This window comes from Noviluteimonas lactosilytica, from assembly GCF_020866925.1.
Classification (GTDB): Bacteria; Pseudomonadota; Gammaproteobacteria; order Xanthomonadales; family Xanthomonadaceae; genus Noviluteimonas; species Noviluteimonas lactosilytica.
This window is the reverse complement of the sequence record NZ_JAJGAK010000001.1, coordinates 603,479-624,515: the sequence shown is the minus strand read 5'-3', so window position 1 is coordinate 624,515 and position 21,037 is coordinate 603,479. Positions and strand designations below refer to the sequence as shown.

The window sequence follows — 21,037 nt, the reverse complement described above, 5'->3', positions numbered from 1 at the left end:
GCGAAGCGGCTACACTGCGCGGCTCACGCACCTGGCCCGTACCTCAATGCTGCAGAAACTCCGCGAGAAGACTTCCGGCTGGATCGCCTCGGTGATCCTCGGCCTGCTCACGATTCCCTTCGCCTTCTTCGGCGTGGAGTCGTACATGCAGCAGTCGAGCGAAAACTGGGTGGCCAAGATCGAGGCGCCGCCGACGTGGTGGGCGGGCGCACCGTCGTTCTGGCCCGTCTCGACGATGTGGCAGCGCGAAGAGATCACGCCGAACGAATTCCGCCAGGCATTCGAGAACGCGCGCCAGGCGCAGCGCCAGCAGCTCGGCGAGAACTACGATCCGCGCGCGTTCGAAACGCCCGAGAACAAGCGCGCGATCCTCGAGCAGCTGATCGACCAGCGCGTGCTGAAGATGGCCGCCTCGCGCGCAGGCGTCACCGTCAGCGACGCCGAAGTGAAGCGCACCATCCTCGAATTCCCCGCATTCCAGGTCGACGGCAAGTTCAACGCCGATCGTTACCAGCTCGCGCTGTCCTCGCAGCAGCTGACGCCGCGCGGCTTCGAGAACGAAATCCGCGAAAGCCTGCAGGTCGAACTGCTGCCGCGCGGCCTCAACGACTCGGCCTTCGTGACGAAGGCGGAAATGGATCGCCTGCTCAAGCTGCTCGCAGAAGAGCGCAGCGTGTCGTTCGTGGTGCTGCCGCCGCAGGCGGCCGACACCGGCCCGGTCACCGGCAAGGAAATCGACGCGTACTGGAAGGCGCACCGCAACGAGTTCCGCGCGCCGGAACAGGTGACGATCGAATACGTCGAAGTCAACGCCGCAACGCTCGCCGTGCCCGCGGCCGACGAAGCGACGCTGCGCCAGCGCTTCGAGAAGGAGAAGGGCACGCTCGGTGGTTCGGGCGAACGCCTCGTCTCGCACATCCTGGTCGCCGTGCCGAAGGACGCCGACGCCGCCGCGCAGAAGGCGGCCGAAGCGAAGGCCAACAAGCTCGCGACCGAAGCGAAGGCGGCCGGCGCCGATTTCGCCGCGCTCGCTGCGGCGAACTCCGACGACGCCGTGTCGAAGGCGAACGGCGGCGACCTCGGCTGGGTCGGCAAGGGCGTGATGGAAAAGCCGTTCGAAGACGCGGTGTTCGCGATGAAGGCCGGCGACATCAGCGGCCCCGTGCGCACCGACTTCGGCTGGCACGTGTTGCAGGTGCGCGAAGTGAAGGGCGCGACGCAGCAGACGTTCGAGGAAGCGCACGCGCAGCTCGCGCAGGAACAGGCGGAAGCCGATCGCGAACGCGCGTTCAACGACCTGACGTCGAAGCTCGTCGACCTGGTCAACAAGAATCCCACCGCGCTCGCACCCGCCGCGGGCGAAGCGAAGCTTGCGGTGAACACGCTCGGTCCGTTCGGTCGCGACGGCGCCGCCGGCATCGCCGCGAACAAGGCCGTGCAGCGCGCCGCGTTCTCCGACTCGGCGATCCAGGACGGCCTGGTGAGCGACCTCGTCGAGCTCGCGCCCGACCACGTGGTCATGCTGCGCGTCACCAACCACGTGCCCGCGCGCGAACTCACGCCGGCGCAGGTGCGCGACCGCATCGTCGCGTCGATCCGCGCCGAGCGCACGCGCAAGGCGGGCGAAGCTGCCGCCGAAGCGATGCTCGCCAAGCTCAAGGCCGGCACGCCGCTCGCGGCCGCCGCCGCCGAGAAGGGCCTGGTTCCCGTCGACATGCCGAATGCCTCGCGCGGCGCACCGCTGCCCGACCGCAAGGCGACCCAGGCCTACTTCGGCGTTCCCGCGCCGGCCGCGGGCAAGGTGTCGCCTGGTTTCGTCGCGCTCGACGACGGCAGCCACGTCGTGTTCGCGGTGAGCAAGGTCGTCGAAGGCGATCCGTCGAAGGCCACGGCCGACGAACGCATGGTGCTGCAGCGCCAGCTCGCGCAGTCGGGCGGCGCGGACGACGCGAAGGCGTTCATCGCCACGATGCGCAAGTCGATGGACGTCAAGGTGGCGGAAGAGCGACTTTAAGGCTGGGATTCGGGATTCCGGGATTCGGGATTCGGAAAAGCAAAACGCAGACAGCAAAAAGCCCGGCTCTCGCCGGGCTTTTTTTGCTTCTACGAATCCCGGAATCCCGAATCCCGGAAATCGTCAGACCCCTTCGATCCCCGTCATGCCGAGGATGTTGTAACCGGCGTCGACGTAGGTCACTTCACCCGTCACGCCCGCGGCGAGATCCGAACACAGGAACGCGGCGACGTTGCCGACATCCTCGATCGTGACGCTGCGGCGCATCGGCGCGTATTCCTCGACGTGGCCGAGCATCTTGCGGAAGTTCGCGATGCCGGCCGCGGCGAGCGTCTTGATCGGGCCAGCCGAGATCGCGTTGACGCGCGTGCCTTCGGGACCGAGGTTGAGCGCGAGATAACGCACCGTGGCTTCCAGGCTCGCCTTCGCCACGCCCATGACGTTGTAGTTGGCGAGCGCGCGTTCGGCGCCGAGATAGCTCAGGGTGACGATCGCGCCGTTGCGGTTCGCCATCATCGGGCGCGCGGCCTTGGCCATGCCCGCGAGCGAGTAGGCCGAGATCTCGTGCGCGATGTTCCAGCTCTCGCGCGTGACATTGAGGAACTCGCCTTCGATCGCTTCGCGCGGCGCGTAGGCGATCGCGTGCACGAGGATGTCGAAGTGATCCCAGCGCTTGCCGAGTTCGGCGAAGCAGTTGGCGATCTGCGCATCGTCGGCCACGTCGAGCGGGATGACGATGTCGCTGCCGTATTCCTTCGCGGCGTCTTCGACGCGCGACTTCAGCTTTTCGTTCTGGTAGGTGAAAGCGAGTTCGGCGCCTTCGCGGTGCATCGCCTCGGCGATGCCGCTGGCGATCGAACGCTGGCTCGCGATGCCCGTGATGAGCGCGCGTTTGCCCTGCAGGAAACCCATGGAACCTCCGATGTTGCGGTTCCGGCGCAACGGCGCCGGCCGGGGGTGCCAAGTGTGCCTGCGTGGCGCGTCAGGGGCCAGCCGCAGGATCGGGGGGCGTGGCGTCGCCAGGCATGTCGGCGTCGATCTGCAACACCGTGCCAACGCGGAGCTTCGCCTTCTTGTCGAGCTTGTTGCGGGCGATGAGTTCGTTCATCGCCACGCCGTAGCGCTGGGCGATGGCCGACAGCGAGTCGCCGCGCGCGACCGTGTGCGAGCGGCGTGCGGCGGTCGAGACGGTGGCTTCGCCGACGACGGCGCCGAGTGCGGCGTCGGCCCTGGCGCCGCGCACGTTCGGCACGCTCGCTTCGGTCGCGCCTCCGTTCGCCGGCGTATCGAGTGCGATGCGTGCGACCAGCGCCGATGCCGACGACGATGCAGCGGGCGCGAGGACATGCATCGCGCGATCGTCCTTGCGCGGCGGCACGCGCCCGTTCGCGTAGGCGGGATTGAACTTGCGAACCTGCGCGGCATCGAGGCCGTTCGCGCGCGCCCACGTGTCGAGCGTCGTCGCCGACTTCGGCAGCGGTTGCGCTTCCAGGTGCGCCACCGGGCGATCGAGCGCGCGCAACCATTCTTCGCGATCGTCCGCCTGCTCGAGCAGGCACGACAAGGCGCGCAGTTTCTGCACGTAGGCGTGCGTGATCGGCGACAGGCCCGGCAGCGTTTCGGGTTTCGCGTTGCGCGCGTTCTGGCCGGCGCGGCGCAGCGAACCGAGCACGCGGTATTCGCCCGCGTTGTACGCCATCACCGCCAGGCGCCAGTCGCCGGCGAACATGCCGTGCAACGTCTTGAGGTAGCGCACCGCGGCGCGCGTGGAATCCACCGGCGACAGGCGACCGTCGTAGCCCGCGCGCATCGGCACGTTGTGGTTCTTCGCGGTGACGGCGATGAACTGCCACAGGCCGGTCGGTCCGCTCGGGCTGCGCGCGCCGGGGCGATAGCCGCTTTCGACGAACGGGATCAGCGCGTATTCGGTCGGCAGGTGCGCTTCGCGCACGGCGTCGACGACGTAACCGAACAGCGGCAGCACGTCGTCGTTCGGACTCGCCATGCGACGCGGCGCTGCGGCGAAGTGCTGCTTCCAGCGCACGCTGCCCCCGCTGGGGCATCCGGGATCTGCGAGCCCATCGCGGAACGAGGCGTAGATGTCGCGGCCGCTGCGCATGTTCGACGGGAGGCCGCTCGATGCGTTGCCGTCGGGCGTCGCACCGTTGGCCGGCGCGTCGTTCGACATCGTGACGGCGGCCTGCGTCGGCCGCGACTTCGGGATTTCCTGCGACGCCGCCGCCATCGCGGGCGACATCGCCATCGCGAGCGCGAGGCCCGCGGCGAGCCTGCATGCCGGTCGCATGCGGACCGTCATGCGCGATACCCGTCTTTCCAGCGCCGCAATTCGGCGAATGCGTCCACGCGATCCTGCAGCGGGCGTCCCACGTGGCGCGCGACAGCGCCGCGCACCTCGGGAACGTCGACGCGGAGGAACGGATTGCAGGCCCGCTCCTCGTCGATCGTGGACGGCACCGTCGCGCGACCTTCCATGCGCTGGCGGCGTGCTTCCACGCTGCGCGCCTGGAGGTCGGCGTTCGACGGTTCCACCGCCAGCGCGAAGCTCGCGTTGGCGACGGTGTATTCATGGCCGCAGCAAACCCGCGTGCCGCCGGGCAGGGCGGCAAGGCGATCCAGCGAGTCCAGCATCTGCATGGGCGTTCCCTCGAACAAGCGGCCGCAGCCGAGGCTGAAGAGGGTGTCCCCGCAAAACAAGACTTGATGGCCGTGGAATGCGATGTGGCTCACGGTATGACCCGGGATCTCATGGACCTCGAAGACCCAATCGTCGATGCGGGCGACGTCGCCGGCCCCCACGATCCCGGTCGCCGTGGTGACGCGTTCGTCGCGCGGGCCGATCACCGGGAGGTCGGGGAGCTCGGCCAGGATCGCCGGCACGCCGCCGATATGGTCGTTGTGGTGGTGCGTCAGCAGGATGCCGCGCAGCCGCAGGCCTTCGCCCATCGCGCGCAGGACCGGGGTCGCGTCGCCGGGATCGACGACCAGCCCGGCGCCTGCATCGTCGGTGAGGGCCCAGACGTAGTTGTCCTCGAATGCGGGCAGCGGTCGCAGTCGCATCGACTTGGGTCTCCAGCGGATGGCGCGCTTCCAGCAGAATAGGGACCATGCCGCTCCCCGGATTCCCCCGTCAACCTGAACAAGCCTCCCCGTTGGCGGGCGATTGGTTTGCGGGCGCGGCCGGGCGGGCGATCCTGGACAGCGAGGACGACGTGGTGCGGCTGGCCGCGGCCGAGCGTCCGGGCCAGCCCTGGCTGCGCCTGATGCCCGTCGGCGGCCTCGCGGCCGTGGGCGAGCGCGAGTTGCCGCTGTTCGTGGCCGGGGGATACTTCCATGGCCCGATGCGCTGCGCGCTGCCGCTGCCGCTGGCTTCCGAGTCGGTCGGCACCGTCGTGCTGCAGCACGTCGCCGACGGCTCGGTCGTGCCCGAGGCGATCCTCGAGGAGTCCGCGCGCGTCCTCGTGCCCGGCGGCCGCCTGTGGCTGCTGACTCTCAATCCGCTCGCCCCCTATCGCGCCCGCTGGTTGCGGCAGGGACCGAGCGCTTCCGAACCCGTCCGCTGGCGCCGTCGCCTGCGCAACGCCGGCCTCGAACCCGAGGCGGTGTCGCAGGGCGTCGGCCCGCGCTGGAAACCCATCCCCAATGCGTCCCTGCAACAGGGCGCAGGCTTGCGCGCAGCCTTCTTGCTACGCGCGGAGAAACGCGTCGTGCCCTTGACCCCGATCCGCTCCCGGCCCGCCATCAGCTTCCAGCCCGGCGTGCCGGCCGCATGACGCGCAAGCAGGTGGAGGCGCACACCGACGGCGCATGCCTCGGCAATCCCGGACCGGGCGGCTGGGCCGCGCTGCTGCGTTATCGGGGCAAGGAGCGCGAAGTCGTCGGCGGCGAGATCCTCACGACGAACAACCGCATGGAACTGATGGCGGCGATCAGCGCGCTCGAATCCCTCACCGAGCCGTGTTCGATCGTCCTGTTCACCGACTCGCAGTACGTGAAGCAGGGCATCAACGAGTGGATGCCGAACTGGATCCGTCGCAACTGGAAGACAGCGGCAGGCGATCCGGTCAAGAATCGCGACCTGTGGGAACGCCTGCACGCCGCGACCGCGCGCCACGTCATCGACTGGCGGTGGGTGAAGGGGCATAGCGGCGATCCGGACAACGAGCGCGTCGACCAGCTGGCGCGCGACGAAGCAACGCGATTCAAGGGGATGCAAGCGCAATGAGGCAGGTCGTGCTCGACACCGAAACCACCGGACTGTCCTGGGAGAAGGGCAACCGCGTGGTGGAAATCGGCTGCGTGGAGCTGGTCGAACGGCGGCCCACCGGGCGCACGTTCCAGAAGTACCTCAACCCCGAATGCCAGTTCGAACCCGGCGCGCAGGAAGTCACGGGCCTGACGCTCGAATTCCTCTCGGACAAGCCGAAGTTCGCCGAGGTCGTCGACGAATTCCTCGCCTTCATCGAAGGCGCAGAACTGGTGATCCACAACGCGGCGTTCGACCTGGGCTTCCTAGACTCCGAGCTCTCGCGCATCGGCACGCACCTGGGGCGCGTGCGCGATCGTTGCGGTGTCGAAGACTCGCTCGAACTCGCGCGCCAGCGTTTCCCCGGCCAGCGCAATTCGCTCGACGCGTTGTGCCGCCGCCTCGGCGTCGACAACTCGCACCGCCACCTGCATGGCGCGCTGCTCGACGCCCAACTGCTCGCCGAGGCCTACCTCGCGCTGACGTCGGGCCAAGGGGAGATCGGCTTCGCCGCCGCCGCCGACGCCAGCCGCGCAGTCATCGCCGAATTCGTCGCCAGCGGCGGCCCGCGCCCGCGCATCACCGCGAACGCCGAAGAACTCGCCGCGCACGACGCGCGCCTGGCCGTACTGCGCAAGAAGGCCGGCGGCCGCGCGGTGTGGGATGCGTTGCTCGAAGAAGACGCGCCGGCTGAGGCGTTGCCGGTCTAGCGAAGGACAGAAGCGGGAAACGGGAAACGGGAAACAAGAAGCGGGAGGGAAGGCTTCACTTCGGCATGCGGGCCTGCGAGCCGAAGCAGGGATATCCCTCCCGCTTCATGTTTCCCGTTTCCCGTTTCCCGTCCTCAATGTCGGCGAACGAGGACAACAGTGACGTTGTCCGACCCGCCGCCATCCAGCGCCGCGGCAACGAGCGTATCCACGCACTCCTGCGCGCTGCACTCGTCGTGCCCCAGCACCGTCGCGATGTTGCGATCGTCGACTTCCTCGGTGAGGCCGTCGCTGCACAGCAGCAGTTGCATGCCCGGGCGGAGTTCGCCGGTCATGGTCTCGACGTTGAGCTGGTTCGGATCGGTGACGCCCAGCGCCTGCGTCACCACGTTGCGGTGCGGGTGGCTGCGCGCCTGTTCGGCGGAAATCGCGCCCTGCGCGATCAGTTCCTGCACGTAACTGTGGTCCTGCGACAACTGTGCGAGCTGGCCTTCGCGCCAGATGTAGACGCGACTGTCGCCGACCCAGGCCACTTCGAAGCGATTGCCCGTCACGCGCGCGGCGACGACGGTCGTTCCCATCGGCAGCGCGTCGTTGCGGCGACGCGAGGCGCGGATGATTTCCTCGTCGGCGATGCGGATCGCCTGGGCGAGCGGCGTGCCGTCGCGCACTTCGCGCACGATGGTCTCGCGCGCGAGCGCGCTGGCGACTTCGCCGTACTCGTGTCCTCCCATGCCGTCGGCCACCAGCCACAGCCCGAGTTCGCTGTCGCCGTAATACGTGTCCTCGTTCAACTCCCGACGGAGTCCGACGTGGGTCAGGTGTCCGAATTCGATCATGGTCGAAGCCGAGGAGGGTGGGCGCGCGGGGGGGCTTGCAGGCAACAACGGCATGATCGTTGCGATCCGGCCGTGCATGCGACGCGAATCTCTTGAACCGGGCTGGCGGTCACGAGTTCCGTACGGGGGCCGATGGATCGCCGGGGGGTCAGGGCGTCGCGTCGCGCTTGCCGTAATCCTGGTACGACTTCTCTTCGACGTACGTCGAGCCGAGCGCGAGGTTGATGTCCTTCTTGATGCGCGCGCGCTCGTCGTTCTCGAAGTAGACCGCGCGGGCGAGGCGGACGAATTCCTCGTCGAACGCCTTCGCCTTCTCCTTGATGCGGATGTCGTCCTCGATCACCCACAGGCGCTCGTTCACCGCCTTGAGGTCGGCGCGCAGCTTGGCGACGTCGCCGCCGGCGGCCGGGTGCGCCATCCAGGTCTTCTCCAGCGCGGAGAGTTCGTTGCGGACATTGGCCAGCTTCGCCGGATCGCTCATGCGCTCGGACTTGATCTGCAGGATCGCGATCTTGTCGAGCAGTTCGCCGTAGGAAACGGGAACCAGGAGTTCGGTGGTCATGAGGGTATGCCGCGGCGAAGTGGGGCGCACAGTCTATCCGGCTTGTCCCGCGCGACGCGCGCCCGTATCATTCACGGCCCGCCGCCCGGGGTTGTTTTGCCGGGCACGCCCGCTTTCAGGAGAGGTGGCAGAGCGGTTGAATGTACCTGACTCGAAATCAGGCGTGCGTTTATAGCGCACCGAGGGTTCGAATCCCTCCCTCTCCGCCACACAAGAAGACGCCCCTGAACGGGGCGTTTTTCTTTTCAGGCGCCGGTCAGTACCGGCCCGCGCGCCGGTCCGAACAGAATCGTTCGAGCGCCGCGATCGCATCGTCGACGGTGACCAGGTCCATCGCGCCCTCGCGCTCGATCTTCGTCCCCCACGGCAGCGCATCGGCCGGCTTGCCGAGGAACTTGCGCGCCGCGTCGTCGTAACGGTCGACGCAATAGCGCAGGTCCGAGTAGGGCCCGCTGCGCCGCGGATTGCTCGGCGCGTGCAGGCCGAGCACCTTGGCGCCCATCGCGTTTGCGATGTGGGTCGGGCCGGAGTCCGGCGTCATCACCAGGTCCGCCCGCGCGAGCAGGGCGGGGAGTTGCTTGAGCGTGTCCTTGCCGACGAGGTCGAGCGCGGGCGTGCGCATCGCCGCGATGATCGCGTCGCTCGTCGAACGTTCGAGCGCACTGCGCCCGCCGCACAACACGACGCGCCATCCCTTCGACGCCGCGTGGTCGGCGACGGCCGCGTAACGCTCGGCGCGCCAGTTGCGCAACACGTGGCTCGAACACGGCGAGACGACCAGCGTCGGCGTCCCGTCGTCGGGCCATTGCGCGCGCGCCCACGCGTGCGCCGATTCGGGCACCGGCATGTTCCAGGCGACATCGGTCTGCACGATGCCCAGCGGCTCGCAGAAGCTGCCGATCGCATCGAGCACGTGGATGCCGGGGCGATCGGGAATGCGCTCATCGACGAACAGCCCGTGCAGATCCTTCGAACGCGAAGCGTCGTATCCGATGCGGCGCTCGGCGGGAATGCACGCCGACAACAGGTTCGCGCGCAAGGCGACCTGCATCTGCAGCAGCGCATCGAAACGCCGTTCGCGCAACGTGCGCCGCAATGCGAGCATGCCGCCGACACCGCTGCGCTTGTCGTAGACGAGGAACTCCACGCCGGGCAAGCCTTCGAGCAACTTGAACTCGCCGGTGCCGATGACCCAGGTGATCGCGGTCTCGGGCCACGCCTGCCGCATCGTGCGCACCAACGGCACGACGTGGGTCACGTCGCCGAGCGCGGAGAGGCGCAGCAGGCACAGGCTGCGGGGCGGAGCCGGGATGGACTGGGCAGACGGGGCAGGCATGTTGCTTGCTAGACTCGCTCGGACATGGCCGCGTTCGATGCCAATGAAAGCCTGACGCCGTTCCGCGAGGGGCTGGGGTATGGGGCGATTCTGTTCGACCGCACTCGCCTGCGGCAAGCAGGCGTTGCGCACGCTTTGCCCGAATGGTTCGACCCGCAGCACTGGGGCAGCCATGCGCGCCCGGTGTCGACGGGCGGGCGGGGCGCGGCGTGGTTCGTCGATGCGCCCTTCGGCGACGCGGTGCTGCGCCACTACCTGCGCGGCGGCCTGGTCGCGCGCATCAGCCACGACCGCCACCTGTGGCGCGGCAACGACCGCGTGCGCAGCTTCGCCGAGTTCCGCCTGCTGCGCGCATTGCGCGCAAAGCAGTTGCCCGTGCCCGCGCCGATCGCCGCCTACTACGTGCGCAAGGGCCATCGTTACCGCGCCGCGATCCTGATCGAACGCATCGACCACGTGCACTCCCTCGGTCACCTCGCTACCCGCATCGGCGAGACCGCGCCGTGGGACGCGGCCGGCAGGCTGATCGCGCGCTTCCACCGCGCCGGCCTCGACCATGCCGACCTCAATGCCCACAATCTGCTCTTCGACGATGCGGGCAACGGCTGGATGATCGACTTCGACCGCAGCGCCCTGCGCATTCCCGCCACGCGCTGGCGCGAGAACAACCTCGCGCGCCTGAAGCGTTCGCTCGTCAAGCTGCGCGGCGAACGCGCGAACGAAGACGTCGAACGCGACTTCGCGCGCCTGCGCGCCGCCTACGAGTCGCAGTGGGACAAGGGTTACTGAGATGGCCGCGACATGGTCCTTGCGCCTGCAGGGCGTCGGCAATGCCTTCGCCACCGAACTCGGTTCGGCGATGGCGACGATCGAGCGCGACGGCGCGCCTTGGCTCACGGTCGATTGCGGCAACGACGGGCTGACGCATTACCTCGCGCACTACGGTGCGCCGCCGCGCGCGTTGTTCATCACGCATGCGCACCTGGATCATGTCGGCGGTTTCGAACGGCTGTTCGGCTCGGTGTACTGGAACGACGCGCTGCGCGGCGAAGTGAAGCTCTACGTTCCCGCGCCGCTGGTGCCGCTGCTGCAGCAGCGCATCGGCTCGTACCCGAATGCGATCGCCGAAGGCGGCGCGAACTTCTGGGACGCGTTCCGCGTGGTCCCGGTCGGCGACCACTTCTGGCACGACGGCGTGCGCCTGGAAGTCTTCGCCACGCGCCACCACTGGCCCGACACCAGCTTCGGCCTGCGCCTGCGCGGAAGCGTGGCGTGGACCGGCGACACGCGGCCGATCGCCGAGCAGCTCGCGAAGTTCGCCAACGAAGGCGAACTCGTGTTCCATGACTGCGCGCTGCACGGCAATCCCTCGCACAGCGGCATCGACGATCTGGAACGCGAATACCCCGCGGAACTCCTGTCGCGCTGTCGCCTGTACCATTACGCCAGCGCCGCCGACGGCGCGACGCTGGAAGCGCGCGGCCATCGCATCGCGCGCGCAGGAGAACTCGTACCGTTGCCGGCGCCGACCGCCGTCACCGCCCCCATGCCATGAGCGCACCGCTGTCCAGCTTCCCGACGCACGCGACGCCGCTCGCGCCGCACGACGCGCTCGGCCGCCCGCTGCGCGACCTGCGCCTGTCGGTGATCGATGCGTGCAACTTCCGTTGCCCGTACTGCATGCCGGCCGACCGCATTCCCGACGACCACGGGCTCGATGCGGCCTCGCGTCTGTCGTTCGACGAGATCGAAACGCTGGTGCGCGGATTCGCGCGCCTGGGCGTGCGCAAGCTGCGCCTCACCGGCGGCGAACCGCTGCTGCGCAAGGGCCTGCCGGATCTCGTGCGGCGCCTGGCGCGCATCGAAGGGATCGAAGACCTCGCGCTGACCACCAACGGCAGCCTGCTCGCGCATCACGCGCAGGCATTGCGCGACGCGGGATTGCATCGCATCACCGTCAGCCTGGATGCGCTGGATCCTGCGATCTTCGCCGCGATGTCGGGCGGGCGAGGGCGCATCGACGACGTGCTCGCGGGTATTGCGGCGGCGACGACCGCGGGCTTCGCGCCGATCAAGCTCAATTGCGTCGTGCAGCGCGGCGTCAACGAATCGCAGGTGTTGCCGCTCGCCGCATTCGCGCGCGAACGCGGCCACGTGCTGCGTTTCATCGAATACATGGACGTCGGCACTTGCAACGGCTGGCGTCGCGACGCGGTCGTGCCCTCCGCCGAACTGCGCGACATGCTGCACGCGCGCTGGCCGTTGCGTCCGCTCGATCCCAACTATCGCGGCGAAGTGGCGGCGCGTTACGCGTATGCCGACGGCGCGGGCGAGATCGGCTTCGTGAGTTCGGTGACCGCGCCGTTCTGCGGCGACTGCCATCGCGCGCGCATTTCCGCGGACGGCACGTTGTACACGTGCCTGTTCGCCGCCGAAGGCCAGCCGCTGCGCGCGACGTTGCAGCACGGCGAGGACGCGGTGGTCGATGCGGTGGCGCATGCGTGGATGCGCCGCGCGGATCGCTACAGCGAGATCCGCGGCGCGGCGAGCGCTTCCCGGCGCCACGTCGAGATGTACCTGGTGGGAGGCTGACATGCCGACGAAGCGCAAGGCGACGCTGACCCATCTGTCCGCCGACGGTCGTCCCGCGATGGTCGATGTGTCCGACAAGGCCATCACCGCGCGCGAGGCGCGCGCCGAATGCCGCGTGCATTTCCCGCCCGAGATCGCCGCGCAACTGCGCGCCAGCGGCCTGCGCAGCGCGAAGGGCGCGATCGTCGACACCGCGATCATCGCCGGCACCATGGCGGTCAAGCGCACGTGGGAACTCATTCCGTTCTGCCACCCGATGCCGATCGACGGATGCAGGTTCGAGATCGACTGGGCCGGCGTGCGCGATCTCCACATCACCTGCACGGTGCGCACGACCCATCGCACGGGCGTTGAGATGGAAGCGCTCACCGGCGCGACGGTCGCCGCACTCACCGTCTACGACATGTGCAAGGCGCTGTCCCACGCGATCGTGATCGGCCCGGCGAAACTCGTCGGCAAGCGCGGCGGCAAGCGCGACGTGGGAGAGATCGGTTGAGCGCGCACGTCACCGTGCTGTACTTCGCCTCCTTGCGCGACTTCGCCGAGGTCGAGAGCGAATCCTTCGACACGCAGGCGCCCGACTTGCGCGTGCTGTACCTGGAACTGCGCGCGCGCCACGGCTTCCCGTTGCCGGTCGAACGCCTGCGCGTCGCGGTCGACGGCGCATTCGCGCGCTGGGAAGACGCACCCCGCGACGGCAGCGAGATCGCGTTCATTCCTCCCGTCTCGGGCGGTTGAGATGGCGCGGTTCCGACTGTCGGAAATCCCGTTCGACGTCGCCGCGTTGCGCGCGGAACTGCTCGACGCACGCGTCGGCGGTTACGCGAGCTTCGAAGGCTGGGTGCGCGACCACAACGACGGACGCGCCGTGACAGGCTTGCGATACGAGGCCTACGCCGCGATGGCCGAGGCCGAAGGCGAACGCATCCTCGACGAGGCGTGCTCGCGCTTCGACATCCTCGACGCACGTTGCGTCCACCGCACCGGGGATCTCGCGATCGGCGAACTCGCGGTGTGGGTCGGCGTCAGCGCCGCGCATCGCGATGCCGCTTTCGCTGCCTGCCGCTTCGTCATCGACGAAGTGAAGTCCCGCGTCCCCATCTGGAAACACGAGCGCTACGCGGAAGGCGACGCCGGCTGGCTGCATCCTTCGGACTGAGGCGCGGCGACATCCTCCGCATCGGTCCTGGTGAAGATGAAGCGGTTGAGCGCGTCCACGGTCCGATGCAGTGTCTCGGACACCTCGCGATGCTGCACGCGCAAGCGCTCGCTTTCGACGCGCGCAAGTTCCAGGCGCGCGCCAAGCGCGTCACCGCCCATCGGGCGGTTGATTTCGTCGTTCATGATGGCCGTCCGTCATGGAGCTGCACGGAGGCCCGAGGTCGACGGCGCTATGGGATCGCCGTTGTGCAGATCCTTGATACGCCCCCGACTGTGAGTGGGAAGGGAACGCAGCCGAGTTCGCCCCGAGCCAGCAGCGCGCTTGTCCCGGCAGGTGGCAGAAGGCTAAAATCCGCGCCCCAACCGAGGCTACGTCCAGCTCGCCCGGGTTCCGCGGAGAGGTGTCCGAGTGGTTGAAGGAGCACGCCTGGAAAGTGTGTAAGCGGCTAAACCCCGCTTCGCGGGTTCGAATCCCGCTCTCTCCGCCACATCCCGCAGCGGCCCGCACGTCGGGCCGTTGCATCGAACAGTCCTATGGTGGCCCCGTCGGCCCCTCGCGACGCTAGATCGAAAATCCCGCCAGGGCCGGAAGGCAGCAACGGTATCGGTCGATGCGGGCGCCGAGGTCAGTCGGCGGGGTCATCGCCATTTTGCGGAGCAAACTTTCTGAAGGGGTTGCATGCCGACTACCCGCGCTGACGCGCGCCCCTTCTACCAGAAGGGGCTGTTCCACCCGACGCGGCCGTCGGGGTCTGAATGTCCCTCGCGCGTGGCATCATTCCCCCATGTCCTATCTCGTCCTTGCGCGGAAGTGGCGGCCCCGGCGGTTTGCGGAGCTGGTCGGCCAGGAGCACGTGGTGCGTGCGCTCACCAATGCGCTCGATTCGGGGCGCGTGCACCATGCGTTCCTGTTCACGGGGACGCGCGGGGTCGGCAAGACCACGATCGCGCGCATCTTCGCGAAGTCGCTGAACTGCGAGCGCGGCACGTCCGCCGAGCCGTGCGGTGAGTGCAATGCCTGCCGCGACATCGATGCGGGGCGGTTCGTCGACCTGCTCGAGATCGACGCGGCCAGCAACACCGGCGTCGACGACGTGCGCGAACTCATCGACAACGCGCAGTACATGCCCAGCCGCGGGCGCGTGAAGGTCTACCTGATCGACGAAGTCCACATGCTCTCGAAGTCGGCGTTCAACGCGCTGCTCAAGACGCTGGAGGAACCGCCGGGCCACGTGAAGTTCCTGCTCGCGACGACCGATCCGCAGAAGTTGCCGGTGACCGTCCTCTCGCGCTGCCTGCAGTTCAACCTCAAGCGGCTGGACGAGGCGCAGATCACCGGCCAGATCACCAGGATCCTCGCCGCGGAAGACATCGCCGCGCAGCCCGGCGCGATCCGCCAGCTCGCGCGCGCCGCCGACGGCAGCCTGCGCGATGGCCTGTCGTTGCTCGACCAGGCGATCGCCTATACGGGCGGACAACTCGACGACAGCGCGGTGGCCACGATGCTCGGCACCGTCGATCGCACGCAGGTCGCGGGCCTGCTCGATGCGCTCGCCGACGGCGATGGCGCACGCGTGCTCGATCTCGTCGCGACGCTCGCCGACTACTCGCCCGATTGGAACGGCGTGCTCGACGCATTCGCCGATGCGTTGCACCGCGTGCAGGTGCGCCAGTTGGTGAAGGACGCATCGGTCGAGGAAGATGCGGTGCCGGTCGACGCACTCGCCGCGAAACTGCGCCCGGAACTCGTGCAGCTCTGGTACCAGATGGCCTTGAACGGACGCCGCGATCTCGCGCTGGCGCCTAGCCCGCGTGCCGGGTTCGAGATGACGGCGTTGCGGATGCTGGCGTTCCGGCCGGGCGGTGATGCCGGCGCTTCGGGTGGAAGTGGAAGCGGCAGCGGGAACAGGGAACAGGGAACGGGGAAGACGGGTCCGATACGCGGGCCGGCGGCTGCGCGCGAAGCGCTGGCTTCCGCGCCGATGCGGGACGCGACGCCTTCGACGCCTGCGCGCCAGGCGACGACCGCGCGCGAATCGATGCCTGCGACTCCGTCGATGCATACGACTGCGCCTGTTACACCGTCGACTTCCGCTCCCGAACCCGAGAGAAGCGCAGAACCCGCATCTCCCCGTTCCCCGATCCCCGTTCCCGCCGTTGCAGCCGTTGCCGCCGTTGCCGCTTCCTCCGCAACCCTCGACGCCACCACCTGGACCGACCTCGTCGTCCAGCTCCCGCTCGGCGGCCCGGCGAAGGAGCTCGCCGCGCACGCCGGTTTCGTCGCTTACGAGAATGGCGTCCTGCGCCTTTCGCTGTCGTCCGCCGACGACCACCTGAAGTCGGAAGGGCTGGTGAAGCGCCTCGCCACTGCGCTCGCACCGCATCTCGGCGCCGCGCCGCAGATCAGGTTCGAAGCCGAGGCCGCGAGCGGCGAGACCTTGCACCAGCGCAACACGCGCGAACGCGATGCGCGCCAGGTCGCCGCCGAACAGGCCTTCCTCGCCGATCCCGACGTGCAGCGCCTGATGCAGCGCCACGGCGCGACCGTCGTTCCCGATTCCATCCGTCCCTTCGACGACGCCTGATCGCGTCGTCCTGCTTCACCTCCCCACACCCAGGCAAGAGCACACCCCCATGCGTGGAAACATCGCCCAACTCATGCAGCAAGCGCAGCGAATGCAGGAAAACGTGCAGCGCGCGCAGGAAGAAGTCGCCAAGATCGAAGTCGAAGGCTCCTCCGGCGGCGGCATGGTGAACGTCACCATCAGCGGCCGCATGGAATGCCGCAAGGTGCGCATCGATCCGTCCGTGCTGTCCGATCCCGAGATGGCCGAAGACCTGATCGCCGCCGCCTTCAACGACGCGGTGAACAAGGTCAACGCAGAATCGCAGGCGCGCATGTCCGCGGCGACCGCCGGCATGCAGTTGCCGCCGGGCATGAAGATGCCGTTCTGATCGAACCGCAGGCTGCTACGGAATGGCACTGATCGATCAACTGATCGAAGCGCTGCGCGTGCTGCCGGGCGTCGGCCCGAAGTCCGCGCAGCGCATGGCCTACCACGTGCTCGAACGCGAGCGCGTGGGCGGCAAGCGCTTGGCCGACGTGCTCGCGCAGGCGGTCGAACAGATCCGCCATTGCGCGCGCTGCCGCGACTTCAGCGAAACCGAAATCTGCGCGATCTGCGCCAGCGCCTCGCGCGACGCGCACCTGCTGTGCGCGGTGGAATCGCCCGCCGACCGCCTCGCGATCGAACAGGCCACCGGGTATCGCGGCCTCTACTTCATCCTGCAGGGGCGCCTGAGTCCGCTCGACGGCATCGGCCCGAAGGAACTCGGCCTCGACCTGCTCGATGCGCGCCTGGCCGAAGGCGAAGTGCAGGAACTGATCATCGCCACCAATCCCACCGTCGAAGGCGAAGCGACCGCGCATTACCTCGCGCAGCTTGCACGCCGCCATCGCGTGCGACCGAGCAGGCTCGCGCACGGCGTGCCGCTCGGCGGCGAACTCGAGTACGTCGACCGCGGCACGCTGTCGCACGCGTTCGGCACGCGCAGCGAAATGCCGTAAGGACTCAGGCCACAAGGAGCAGCGCCATGAGCGAAGACACGATCTTCCACCGCATCCTCCGTCGCGAGATCCCCGCGGACATCGTCTACGAGGACGACCACGTGTTCGCCTTCCGCGACATCGCGCCGCAGGCGCCGGTGCACGTGCTGTTCGTGCCGAAGGAATCGGTGCGCACGCTCGACGCGATGAAGCCGTCGCAGTCCGACATCGTCGGCAAGCTCGCCTACGCCGCGGCCGAATACGCGCGCAAGGAAGGCTTCGCCGAGGACGGCTATCGCGTCGTCATCAACTGCAACGCGCACGGCGGGCAGACGGTGTTCCAGTTGCACCTGCATTTGCTTGCGGGCGCGCCGCTGGGTCGGTTCGGTACGTCGCGCTGAGCAAGAGCGGGAAACGGGAAACGAGAAGCGGGAAACAAGAAGCGGGAAACGGGAAAGCTAAGTTCACTTCGGCCGACGAAGTGTCGGCCGAAGCAGAGGCTTCTCTCCCGTTTCCCGCTTCTTGTTTCCCGTTTCCCGCTTCTTTTACCAGTACCCCCACCACGGCCACGGCGGCGGATACGTCAGCACGTCCACGCGTTCGCGGATCGGCCACAGGTACACGACGTCGGCGGCCACGCGCGGGAAGCGGTAGTCGAAGCCGCCGATCTTGCGCGTGTCGTAGCCGTCGATGTGGCCGGTGAACGTGACTTCGCGGTTGGGTTCGAACACCGCCGGATCGTAGAAGCCGGTGCGGCAGGCGATGAAGCGACCGTCGTCCTGGTCGGAGTTCCACGTCGGGCGCGCCGACGTGTCGAGTGCGGTGGCGATCACTTCGAAGCAGGTGTTGTTGGTTTGCGGCATCGTCTGCACGATGCGGCCGCCCCAGCGCACGGGCTGGCCGGTCAATTCGGCGCTCGACGCGTCGCGCGGCGTGACCGCCGTGTAGCCCTCGCCCTGCAGGGGGGTGGGCTGGGTCACGCATGCTGAGAGCAGGCAAGCTGTGAGCAGGAGGGCCGCCAGGCCCAGTGCCGGGATTCGGAACTTCATGGCCATCTCCTGGAAAACGCGCCCGGGGGGACGCCTGATGATGCACACGATACGCGCACGGCCGGTCATGGGCGATGCGCCTTGAGGTCGCGCAGCAGGGCGTTCAGCCCTTCGTCGGGTTGCGCGCCGTACCGCCATCGACTGAAACGCACGCCGAGCGCCCGCAAGGCCGCGTCGCCCCCGGCGCGCGCCGCGTGCACGCGGTCGGCCCAGTCGAGCGCGGGTTCGTGGGGCGCGCGGGCCAGGCCGAGACGGTCGTAGCGTTTGCCCAGGCGGCGCCACGCGCGCAGCACCGGGTCGCGTTCGCGCACGTCGCGGCTGAGCAGCCAGACGGTCGCGGCGAGGCAGAGCAGGGCAATGAGCGAGAACACCAGCAGCAACGCTTCCGAATCCAGGTCGGGCAGGCCGATGGGGCGGAGCAGTGCACGCTGCCGTTCGGCGTTGAAGCCGAGCACGAAGTCGTTCCACCCGTTCAACATCCAGTCGCCGACGTTGCGCACAGGTAGCAGCGTCGTCTCCAGCAGGTCGCCCGCGGCGGCGCGGTCCTCCAGGGTGTCGAACACGCGCTCCGGCGCGACCGCGGCGGTCGGATCCACGCGCACCCAGCCGCGCTTGTCGAACCACACTTCGGCCCAGGCGTGCGCGTCGGAGCGACGCACGATCCAGTAGTCGCCGATCGGATTGAAGTCCGCGCCCGCGTAGCCGCCGACCACGCGCGCGGGAATGCCCGCCGCGCGCATCAGCACGACGAACGACGAACTGAATTGCTCGCAGTACCCGCGCTTGTCGACGAACAAAAATTGGTCCACCGCGTCGCGCCCGGCCAGCGACGACTCGAGCGTGTAACCGAAGTCGCGACGGATCCATGCGAGCGCGCGCTGCACGATCGCCGCGTCGTCGGCGCCCGCGTCCTGTCGCCACTGGCGGCCGAGCGTCACCGCGCGCGGATTGAAGCCCGACGGCAATTGGAGGTTGCGCTCGCGCACGTACGGCGGCAGCGCGTCGCCGAAGCGCGCGACCGGGCCCGATTGCATGCGCCAGCGCGTCACCGAATCGAGCCGGCGCTGCGCGCGCAGCGTGCGGTCCTCGCCCATGGACGCGGCCTCGGGCGCGTCGAGTGGAAGATCGAGCGCGACGAGCTGGAAGCGATCGGTCGGCTCCAGCGAGATCTCGTAATCCCAGCGCACGCGCGAAGGCTGCACCGCCGCCGGCGAGTACGCGTTCGTCCAGCGTCCGCGCGACCAGGTGCGGCCGTCGTAATCGGAGAACACCGGCCCGCGGAAGTACATCGCATCGCGCGACGGCGCCGGCCCGAAGAAGCGCACGCGCGCGGCCGGCGTGTCGTCGAACAACATGTCTTCCCAGCGTCCGGGCGTCATGCTGTCGGCCAGGCCCGGGCGCGCCATCGCGCGATCCGGCACGCCCCACAACGGCGTGGCCAGGCGCGGGAACAACCAGAACGCCGCGAGCGCGATCGGCAGACCGAGCGCGAGCATGCGGCCGACGCCGGCGACGCGCTTCCACGTCGGGGTCGCGTCGCGCACCTCGCCCGATTCCAGGTCGGAGAGGCGCTGCATCGCGAGCAGCGCGCACACGACCGCGATCAACCCGAGCGACAGCGACACCGGCCCCTGGTCGAGCAGGAAGGTCGCGAACGGTGCGAACAACGCGAAGCCCAGCAGGCTGCGTGCATCGCGCAGGCTGTCGGTCTCCGCCGGTTTCACCGCGAGCATCGCCGCGAGGATCGCGCAGCCCGTGTCGCGTCCGAAGTTGACGCCCATCACTGCGAACACCGCGGTCGCCAGCGCGAGCGCGAGCACCACGCGCACCCAGCCCGCCGCGGGTCGCCGCCACGATCCGAGCGCCACCGCGAGCCCCGCGATGGCGATGCCGATCGCGAGTTGCGTGTGCAACTGCAACAACAACGGCACGATGCAGGCCGCCCCCGCGCCGAGCACGATCGCGCGCGTGCGCGGATCCAGTCTCATGCGTGCCCCAGTTTCATGCGTGCCCCGGCAACAGCGCGAGCGCGCGCAGGCACGCGTGTCGATGCGCGGGACCGTGCGCGGGTCCGATCGGCGGGTGGCCTGGCACGAGCAGCCGATAGCGGCGAGCATCGCGCTCGGCTTCGTCGACCCAGCGGGCGAGGCGGCGGATGCGCGCTTCGGTGTCGAGCCCGTGCAGCAGGTGGAAGTCGAGCACGATGTCGGCCGACTGCGGGCGTTCGTATTCGCGCACCATCAGGTTGCCGAGGCGCGCGGTCGGCTTCCACGCGATCGTGCGCGGCGGATCGCCGCGACGGTACGCGCGCAGGTGGTGTACGTCGTCGCCGAGCGGATGCAGGCGCGCGGCTGCCGCTTCGCCGTTGCCTTCGGGCAGGGGCGGGCCGTCGAGTTCGGGTGCGGGATACACGAGCAGCGGTTGCTCGGGCCAGATCCACGACCACGCGCGCACCAGGCCGAGCGGACGCGTGGTCGACACGCGCAATCGCGGCACGTCGAACCAGCCGCGGCGCACCGTCGGCAACGCGACTTCCACATCGCCCACGCCTTCGACGAGCGACAGCCGGCCATCGCCCTCGCTGCAATCCACGCGCAGGCCGCGACGTTCGCGCCCGCGCGTGCCGGCGCGCGCATGCACGCGCACCACGATCGGCTGGCCCGCGGTCACCGGATCGGCGCCGACCGCGACGAAACGCAATCCGCTCAGTTGCAGGTGCGCGCTCAGCAAACTCGTCTGCGCGGCGCCGGCGAGCAGCAACATCAACAGCAGCGCCGGATTGTTGTTGTAGTTCAGCGCGCCCAGGCCCATCGCCATCAGCGCGACGCCGAAAAACAGGCCGAACCGCGTCGGCAGCACGTAGATGCGGCCGCGGTGCAGTTCGATCGGCAACGCCTCCGGTCCGCGCGGGCGCGCGAAGCGCTCGATCCATTCGCGCAACGCGCGCAATCGGTTGCGCATGG

24 protein-coding genes, 2 tRNA genes and 1 other RNA gene are annotated in these 21,037 nt (G+C 68.8%); 17 read left to right on the top strand and 10 right to left on the bottom strand.

The features are described 5' to 3' along the window. Nucleotides 1–46: 46 nt before the first annotated feature. Entirely contained in the window at nt 47–2,014 is a 1,968-nt protein-coding gene (locus LK996_RS03115; RefSeq protein ID WP_230525705.1) for a SurA N-terminal domain-containing protein, read from the top strand. Nucleotides 2,015–2,137: 123 nt separating this feature from the next. Here LK996_RS03115 and LK996_RS03110 read toward each other — a convergent pair whose 3' ends face one another. The 3 genes from LK996_RS03110 to gloB all read right to left on the bottom strand — a co-directional run bounded on the left by LK996_RS03110 (nt 2,138) and on the right by gloB (nt 5,092). Next, nucleotides 2,138–2,926, bottom strand: a complete 789-nt coding sequence (locus LK996_RS03110; RefSeq protein ID WP_230525704.1) for an enoyl-ACP reductase FabI — start codon at nt 2,924–2,926, stop codon at nt 2,138–2,140. A 70-nt stretch (nt 2,927–2,996) separates the two neighbouring features. After that, complete coding sequence (locus LK996_RS03105; RefSeq protein WP_425493731.1) at nt 2,997–4,259, bottom strand: lytic transglycosylase domain-containing protein; 1,263 nt, start codon at nt 4,257–4,259, stop codon at nt 2,997–2,999. Between the two features lie 68 nt (nt 4,260–4,327). Further along, a complete protein-coding gene (gene gloB, locus LK996_RS03100) occupies nt 4,328–5,092 on the bottom strand; it encodes a hydroxyacylglutathione hydrolase (RefSeq protein WP_230525702.1) in 765 nt (254 codons plus the stop codon). A gap of 47 nt (nt 5,093–5,139) precedes the next feature. Here gloB and LK996_RS03095 point away from each other — a divergent pair, with 47 nt between their 5' ends. From LK996_RS03095 to dnaQ, 3 genes are read left to right on the top strand one after another with little or no spacing between them, the layout of a single operon-like run. Next, complete coding sequence (locus tag LK996_RS03095; RefSeq protein WP_230525701.1) at nt 5,140–5,805, top strand: class I SAM-dependent methyltransferase; 666 nt, start codon at nt 5,140–5,142, stop codon at nt 5,803–5,805. Continuing rightward, entirely contained in the window at nt 5,802–6,257 is a 456-nt protein-coding gene (gene rnhA / locus LK996_RS03090) for a ribonuclease HI (protein WP_230525700.1), read from the top strand. Before LK996_RS03095 ends, rnhA begins: the two co-directional genes overlap by 4 nt. Beyond that, a complete protein-coding gene (gene dnaQ, locus LK996_RS03085; RefSeq protein ID WP_230525699.1) occupies nt 6,254–6,988 on the top strand; it encodes a DNA polymerase III subunit epsilon in 735 nt (244 codons plus the stop codon). The genes rnhA and dnaQ overlap by 4 nt, the downstream gene beginning before the upstream one ends. Before the next feature lie 134 nt (nt 6,989–7,122). On the opposite strand, the gene LK996_RS03080 is transcribed toward dnaQ, so the two are convergent. Both LK996_RS03080 and LK996_RS03075 read right to left on the bottom strand, forming a co-directional pair. Beyond that, on the bottom strand, nt 7,123–7,827 hold the full coding sequence (locus tag LK996_RS03080; protein WP_230525698.1) for a PP2C family protein-serine/threonine phosphatase: 705 nt from the start codon (nt 7,825–7,827) through the stop codon (nt 7,123–7,125). Nucleotides 7,828–7,975: 148 nt separating this feature from the next. Beyond that, on the bottom strand, nt 7,976–8,389 hold the full coding sequence (locus LK996_RS03075; protein WP_230525697.1) for a DUF6165 family protein: 414 nt from the start codon (nt 8,387–8,389) through the stop codon (nt 7,976–7,978). A gap of 118 nt (nt 8,390–8,507) precedes the next feature. On the opposite strand from LK996_RS03075, the gene LK996_RS03070 reads away from it, so the two are divergent. Continuing rightward, nucleotides 8,508–8,598: transfer RNA gene (locus LK996_RS03070), tRNA-Ser, on the top strand. A 47-nt stretch (nt 8,599–8,645) separates the two neighbouring features. Here LK996_RS03070 and LK996_RS03065 read toward each other — a convergent pair. Beyond that, nucleotides 8,646–9,725 (bottom strand): glycosyltransferase family 9 protein, encoded by a 1,080-nt coding sequence (locus LK996_RS03065; RefSeq protein WP_255656255.1) that lies wholly within the window; start codon nt 9,723–9,725, stop codon nt 8,646–8,648. A 24-nt stretch (nt 9,726–9,749) separates the two neighbouring features. Here LK996_RS03065 and LK996_RS03060 point away from each other — a divergent pair, with 24 nt between their 5' ends. The 6 genes from LK996_RS03060 to LK996_RS03035 are packed head-to-tail and all read left to right on the top strand — an operon-like array spanning nt 9,750 to nt 13,476. After that, complete coding sequence (locus tag LK996_RS03060) at nt 9,750–10,514, top strand: 3-deoxy-D-manno-octulosonic acid kinase (RefSeq protein ID WP_230525696.1); 765 nt, start codon at nt 9,750–9,752, stop codon at nt 10,512–10,514. A 1-nt stretch (nt 10,515) separates the two neighbouring features. Beyond that, nucleotides 10,516–11,280 (top strand): MBL fold metallo-hydrolase, encoded by a 765-nt coding sequence (locus LK996_RS03055; RefSeq protein WP_230525695.1) that lies wholly within the window; start codon nt 10,516–10,518, stop codon nt 11,278–11,280. After that, entirely contained in the window at nt 11,277–12,317 is a 1,041-nt protein-coding gene (moaA, locus tag LK996_RS03050; RefSeq protein ID WP_230525694.1) for a GTP 3',8-cyclase MoaA, read from the top strand. Before LK996_RS03055 ends, moaA begins: the two co-directional genes overlap by 4 nt. 1 nt (nt 12,318) lies before the next feature. After that, complete coding sequence (gene moaC / locus LK996_RS03045) at nt 12,319–12,813, top strand: cyclic pyranopterin monophosphate synthase MoaC (RefSeq protein ID WP_230525693.1); 495 nt, start codon at nt 12,319–12,321, stop codon at nt 12,811–12,813. Beyond that, entirely contained in the window at nt 12,810–13,055 is a 246-nt protein-coding gene (locus LK996_RS03040) for a MoaD/ThiS family protein (protein WP_230525692.1), read from the top strand. Before moaC ends, LK996_RS03040 begins: the two co-directional genes overlap by 4 nt. Nucleotide 13,056: 1 nt before the next feature. Then, nucleotides 13,057–13,476 carry a molybdenum cofactor biosynthesis protein MoaE gene (locus LK996_RS03035; protein ID WP_230525691.1) on the top strand — a complete coding sequence of 140 codons (420 nt, stop codon included), beginning with the start codon at nt 13,057–13,059 and terminating at the stop codon, nt 13,474–13,476. Here the strand turns inward: LK996_RS03035 and LK996_RS03030 are convergent. Continuing rightward, nucleotides 13,434–13,661, bottom strand: a complete 228-nt coding sequence (locus tag LK996_RS03030; RefSeq protein ID WP_230525690.1) for a hypothetical protein — start codon at nt 13,659–13,661, stop codon at nt 13,434–13,436. The genes LK996_RS03035 and LK996_RS03030 overlap by 43 nt on opposite strands. Before the next feature lie 212 nt (nt 13,662–13,873). Between LK996_RS03030 and LK996_RS03025 the strand changes: the two genes are divergently transcribed. The 6 genes from LK996_RS03025 to LK996_RS03000 all read left to right on the top strand — a co-directional run bounded on the left by LK996_RS03025 (nt 13,874) and on the right by LK996_RS03000 (nt 17,426). Further along, nucleotides 13,874–13,966, top strand: a tRNA-Ser gene (locus LK996_RS03025). Between the two features lie 55 nt (nt 13,967–14,021). Continuing rightward, nucleotides 14,022–14,118: signal recognition particle sRNA small type (gene ffs, locus LK996_RS03020), an RNA gene on the top strand. A 145-nt stretch (nt 14,119–14,263) separates the two neighbouring features. Further along, nucleotides 14,264–16,063, top strand: a complete 1,800-nt coding sequence (gene dnaX / locus LK996_RS03015) for a DNA polymerase III subunit gamma/tau (protein WP_230525689.1) — start codon at nt 14,264–14,266, stop codon at nt 16,061–16,063. A gap of 49 nt (nt 16,064–16,112) precedes the next feature. After that, nucleotides 16,113–16,433: a YbaB/EbfC family nucleoid-associated protein gene (locus tag LK996_RS03010; protein WP_230525688.1), complete on the top strand. Its 321-nt coding sequence runs from the start codon at nt 16,113–16,115 to the stop codon at nt 16,431–16,433. 22 nt (nt 16,434–16,455) lie between these two features. After that, the gene (recR, locus tag LK996_RS03005) at nt 16,456–17,046 is read left to right on the top strand and encodes a recombination mediator RecR (protein ID WP_230525687.1); all 591 of its coding nucleotides are present in this window, start codon (nt 16,456–16,458) and stop codon (nt 17,044–17,046) included. Nucleotides 17,047–17,072: 26 nt separating this feature from the next. Then, on the top strand, nt 17,073–17,426 hold the full coding sequence (locus tag LK996_RS03000; protein ID WP_230525686.1) for a histidine triad nucleotide-binding protein: 354 nt from the start codon (nt 17,073–17,075) through the stop codon (nt 17,424–17,426). 144 nt (nt 17,427–17,570) lie between these two features. Here the strand turns inward: LK996_RS03000 and LK996_RS02995 are convergent, their stop codons facing one another. From LK996_RS02995 to LK996_RS02985, 3 genes are read right to left on the bottom strand one after another with little or no spacing between them, the layout of a single operon-like run. Continuing rightward, nucleotides 17,571–18,080 carry a Slp family lipoprotein gene (locus LK996_RS02995; protein WP_425493696.1) on the bottom strand — a complete coding sequence of 170 codons (510 nt, stop codon included), beginning with the start codon at nt 18,078–18,080 and terminating at the stop codon, nt 17,571–17,573. A 59-nt stretch (nt 18,081–18,139) separates the two neighbouring features. Further along, a complete protein-coding gene (locus LK996_RS02990; RefSeq protein ID WP_230525684.1) occupies nt 18,140–20,062 on the bottom strand; it encodes a transglutaminase TgpA family protein in 1,923 nt (640 codons plus the stop codon). 13 nt (nt 20,063–20,075) lie between these two features. After that, nucleotides 20,076–21,035 (bottom strand): DUF58 domain-containing protein, encoded by a 960-nt coding sequence (locus LK996_RS02985; RefSeq protein WP_230525683.1) that lies wholly within the window; start codon nt 21,033–21,035, stop codon nt 20,076–20,078. Nucleotides 21,036–21,037 lie beyond the last annotated feature (2 nt).

Coding starts and splice junctions, on each gene's coding strand:
- LK996_RS03115 (WP_230525705.1), top strand. CDS start 47: ATGCTGCAGAAACTCCGCGAGAAGACTTCCGGCTGGATCGCCTCGGTG.
- LK996_RS03110 (WP_230525704.1), bottom strand. CDS start 2,926: ATGGGTTTCCTGCAGGGCAAACGCGCGCTCATCACGGGCATCGCGAGC.
- LK996_RS03105 (WP_425493731.1), bottom strand. CDS start 4,259: ATGGCGGCGGCGTCGCAGGAAATCCCGAAGTCGCGGCCGACGCAGGCC.
- gloB (WP_230525702.1), bottom strand. CDS start 5,092: ATGCGACTGCGACCGCTGCCCGCATTCGAGGACAACTACGTCTGGGCC.
- LK996_RS03095 (WP_230525701.1), top strand. CDS start 5,140: ATGCCGCTCCCCGGATTCCCCCGTCAACCTGAACAAGCCTCCCCGTTG.
- rnhA (WP_230525700.1), top strand. CDS start 5,802: ATGACGCGCAAGCAGGTGGAGGCGCACACCGACGGCGCATGCCTCGGC.
- dnaQ (WP_230525699.1), top strand. CDS start 6,254: ATGAGGCAGGTCGTGCTCGACACCGAAACCACCGGACTGTCCTGGGAG.
- LK996_RS03080 (WP_230525698.1), bottom strand. CDS start 7,827: ATGATCGAATTCGGACACCTGACCCACGTCGGACTCCGTCGGGAGTTG.
- LK996_RS03075 (WP_230525697.1), bottom strand. CDS start 8,389: ATGACCACCGAACTCCTGGTTCCCGTTTCCTACGGCGAACTGCTCGAC.
- LK996_RS03065 (WP_255656255.1), bottom strand. CDS start 9,725: ATGCCTGCCCCGTCTGCCCAGTCCATCCCGGCTCCGCCCCGCAGCCTG.
- LK996_RS03060 (WP_230525696.1), top strand. CDS start 9,750: ATGGCCGCGTTCGATGCCAATGAAAGCCTGACGCCGTTCCGCGAGGGG.
- LK996_RS03055 (WP_230525695.1), top strand. CDS start 10,516: ATGGCCGCGACATGGTCCTTGCGCCTGCAGGGCGTCGGCAATGCCTTC.
- moaA (WP_230525694.1), top strand. CDS start 11,277: ATGAGCGCACCGCTGTCCAGCTTCCCGACGCACGCGACGCCGCTCGCG.
- moaC (WP_230525693.1), top strand. CDS start 12,319: ATGCCGACGAAGCGCAAGGCGACGCTGACCCATCTGTCCGCCGACGGT.
- LK996_RS03035 (WP_230525691.1), top strand. CDS start 13,057: ATGGCGCGGTTCCGACTGTCGGAAATCCCGTTCGACGTCGCCGCGTTG.
- LK996_RS03030 (WP_230525690.1), bottom strand. CDS start 13,661: ATGAACGACGAAATCAACCGCCCGATGGGCGGTGACGCGCTTGGCGCG.
- dnaX (WP_230525689.1), top strand. CDS start 14,264: ATGTCCTATCTCGTCCTTGCGCGGAAGTGGCGGCCCCGGCGGTTTGCG.
- LK996_RS03010 (WP_230525688.1), top strand. CDS start 16,113: ATGCGTGGAAACATCGCCCAACTCATGCAGCAAGCGCAGCGAATGCAG.
- recR (WP_230525687.1), top strand. CDS start 16,456: ATGGCACTGATCGATCAACTGATCGAAGCGCTGCGCGTGCTGCCGGGC.
- LK996_RS03000 (WP_230525686.1), top strand. CDS start 17,073: ATGAGCGAAGACACGATCTTCCACCGCATCCTCCGTCGCGAGATCCCC.
- LK996_RS02995 (WP_425493696.1), bottom strand. CDS start 18,080: ATGGCCATGAAGTTCCGAATCCCGGCACTGGGCCTGGCGGCCCTCCTG.
- LK996_RS02990 (WP_230525684.1), bottom strand. CDS start 20,062: ATGAGACTGGATCCGCGCACGCGCGCGATCGTGCTCGGCGCGGGGGCG.
- LK996_RS02985 (WP_230525683.1), bottom strand. CDS start 21,035: ATGCGCAACCGATTGCGCGCGTTGCGCGAATGGATCGAGCGCTTCGCG.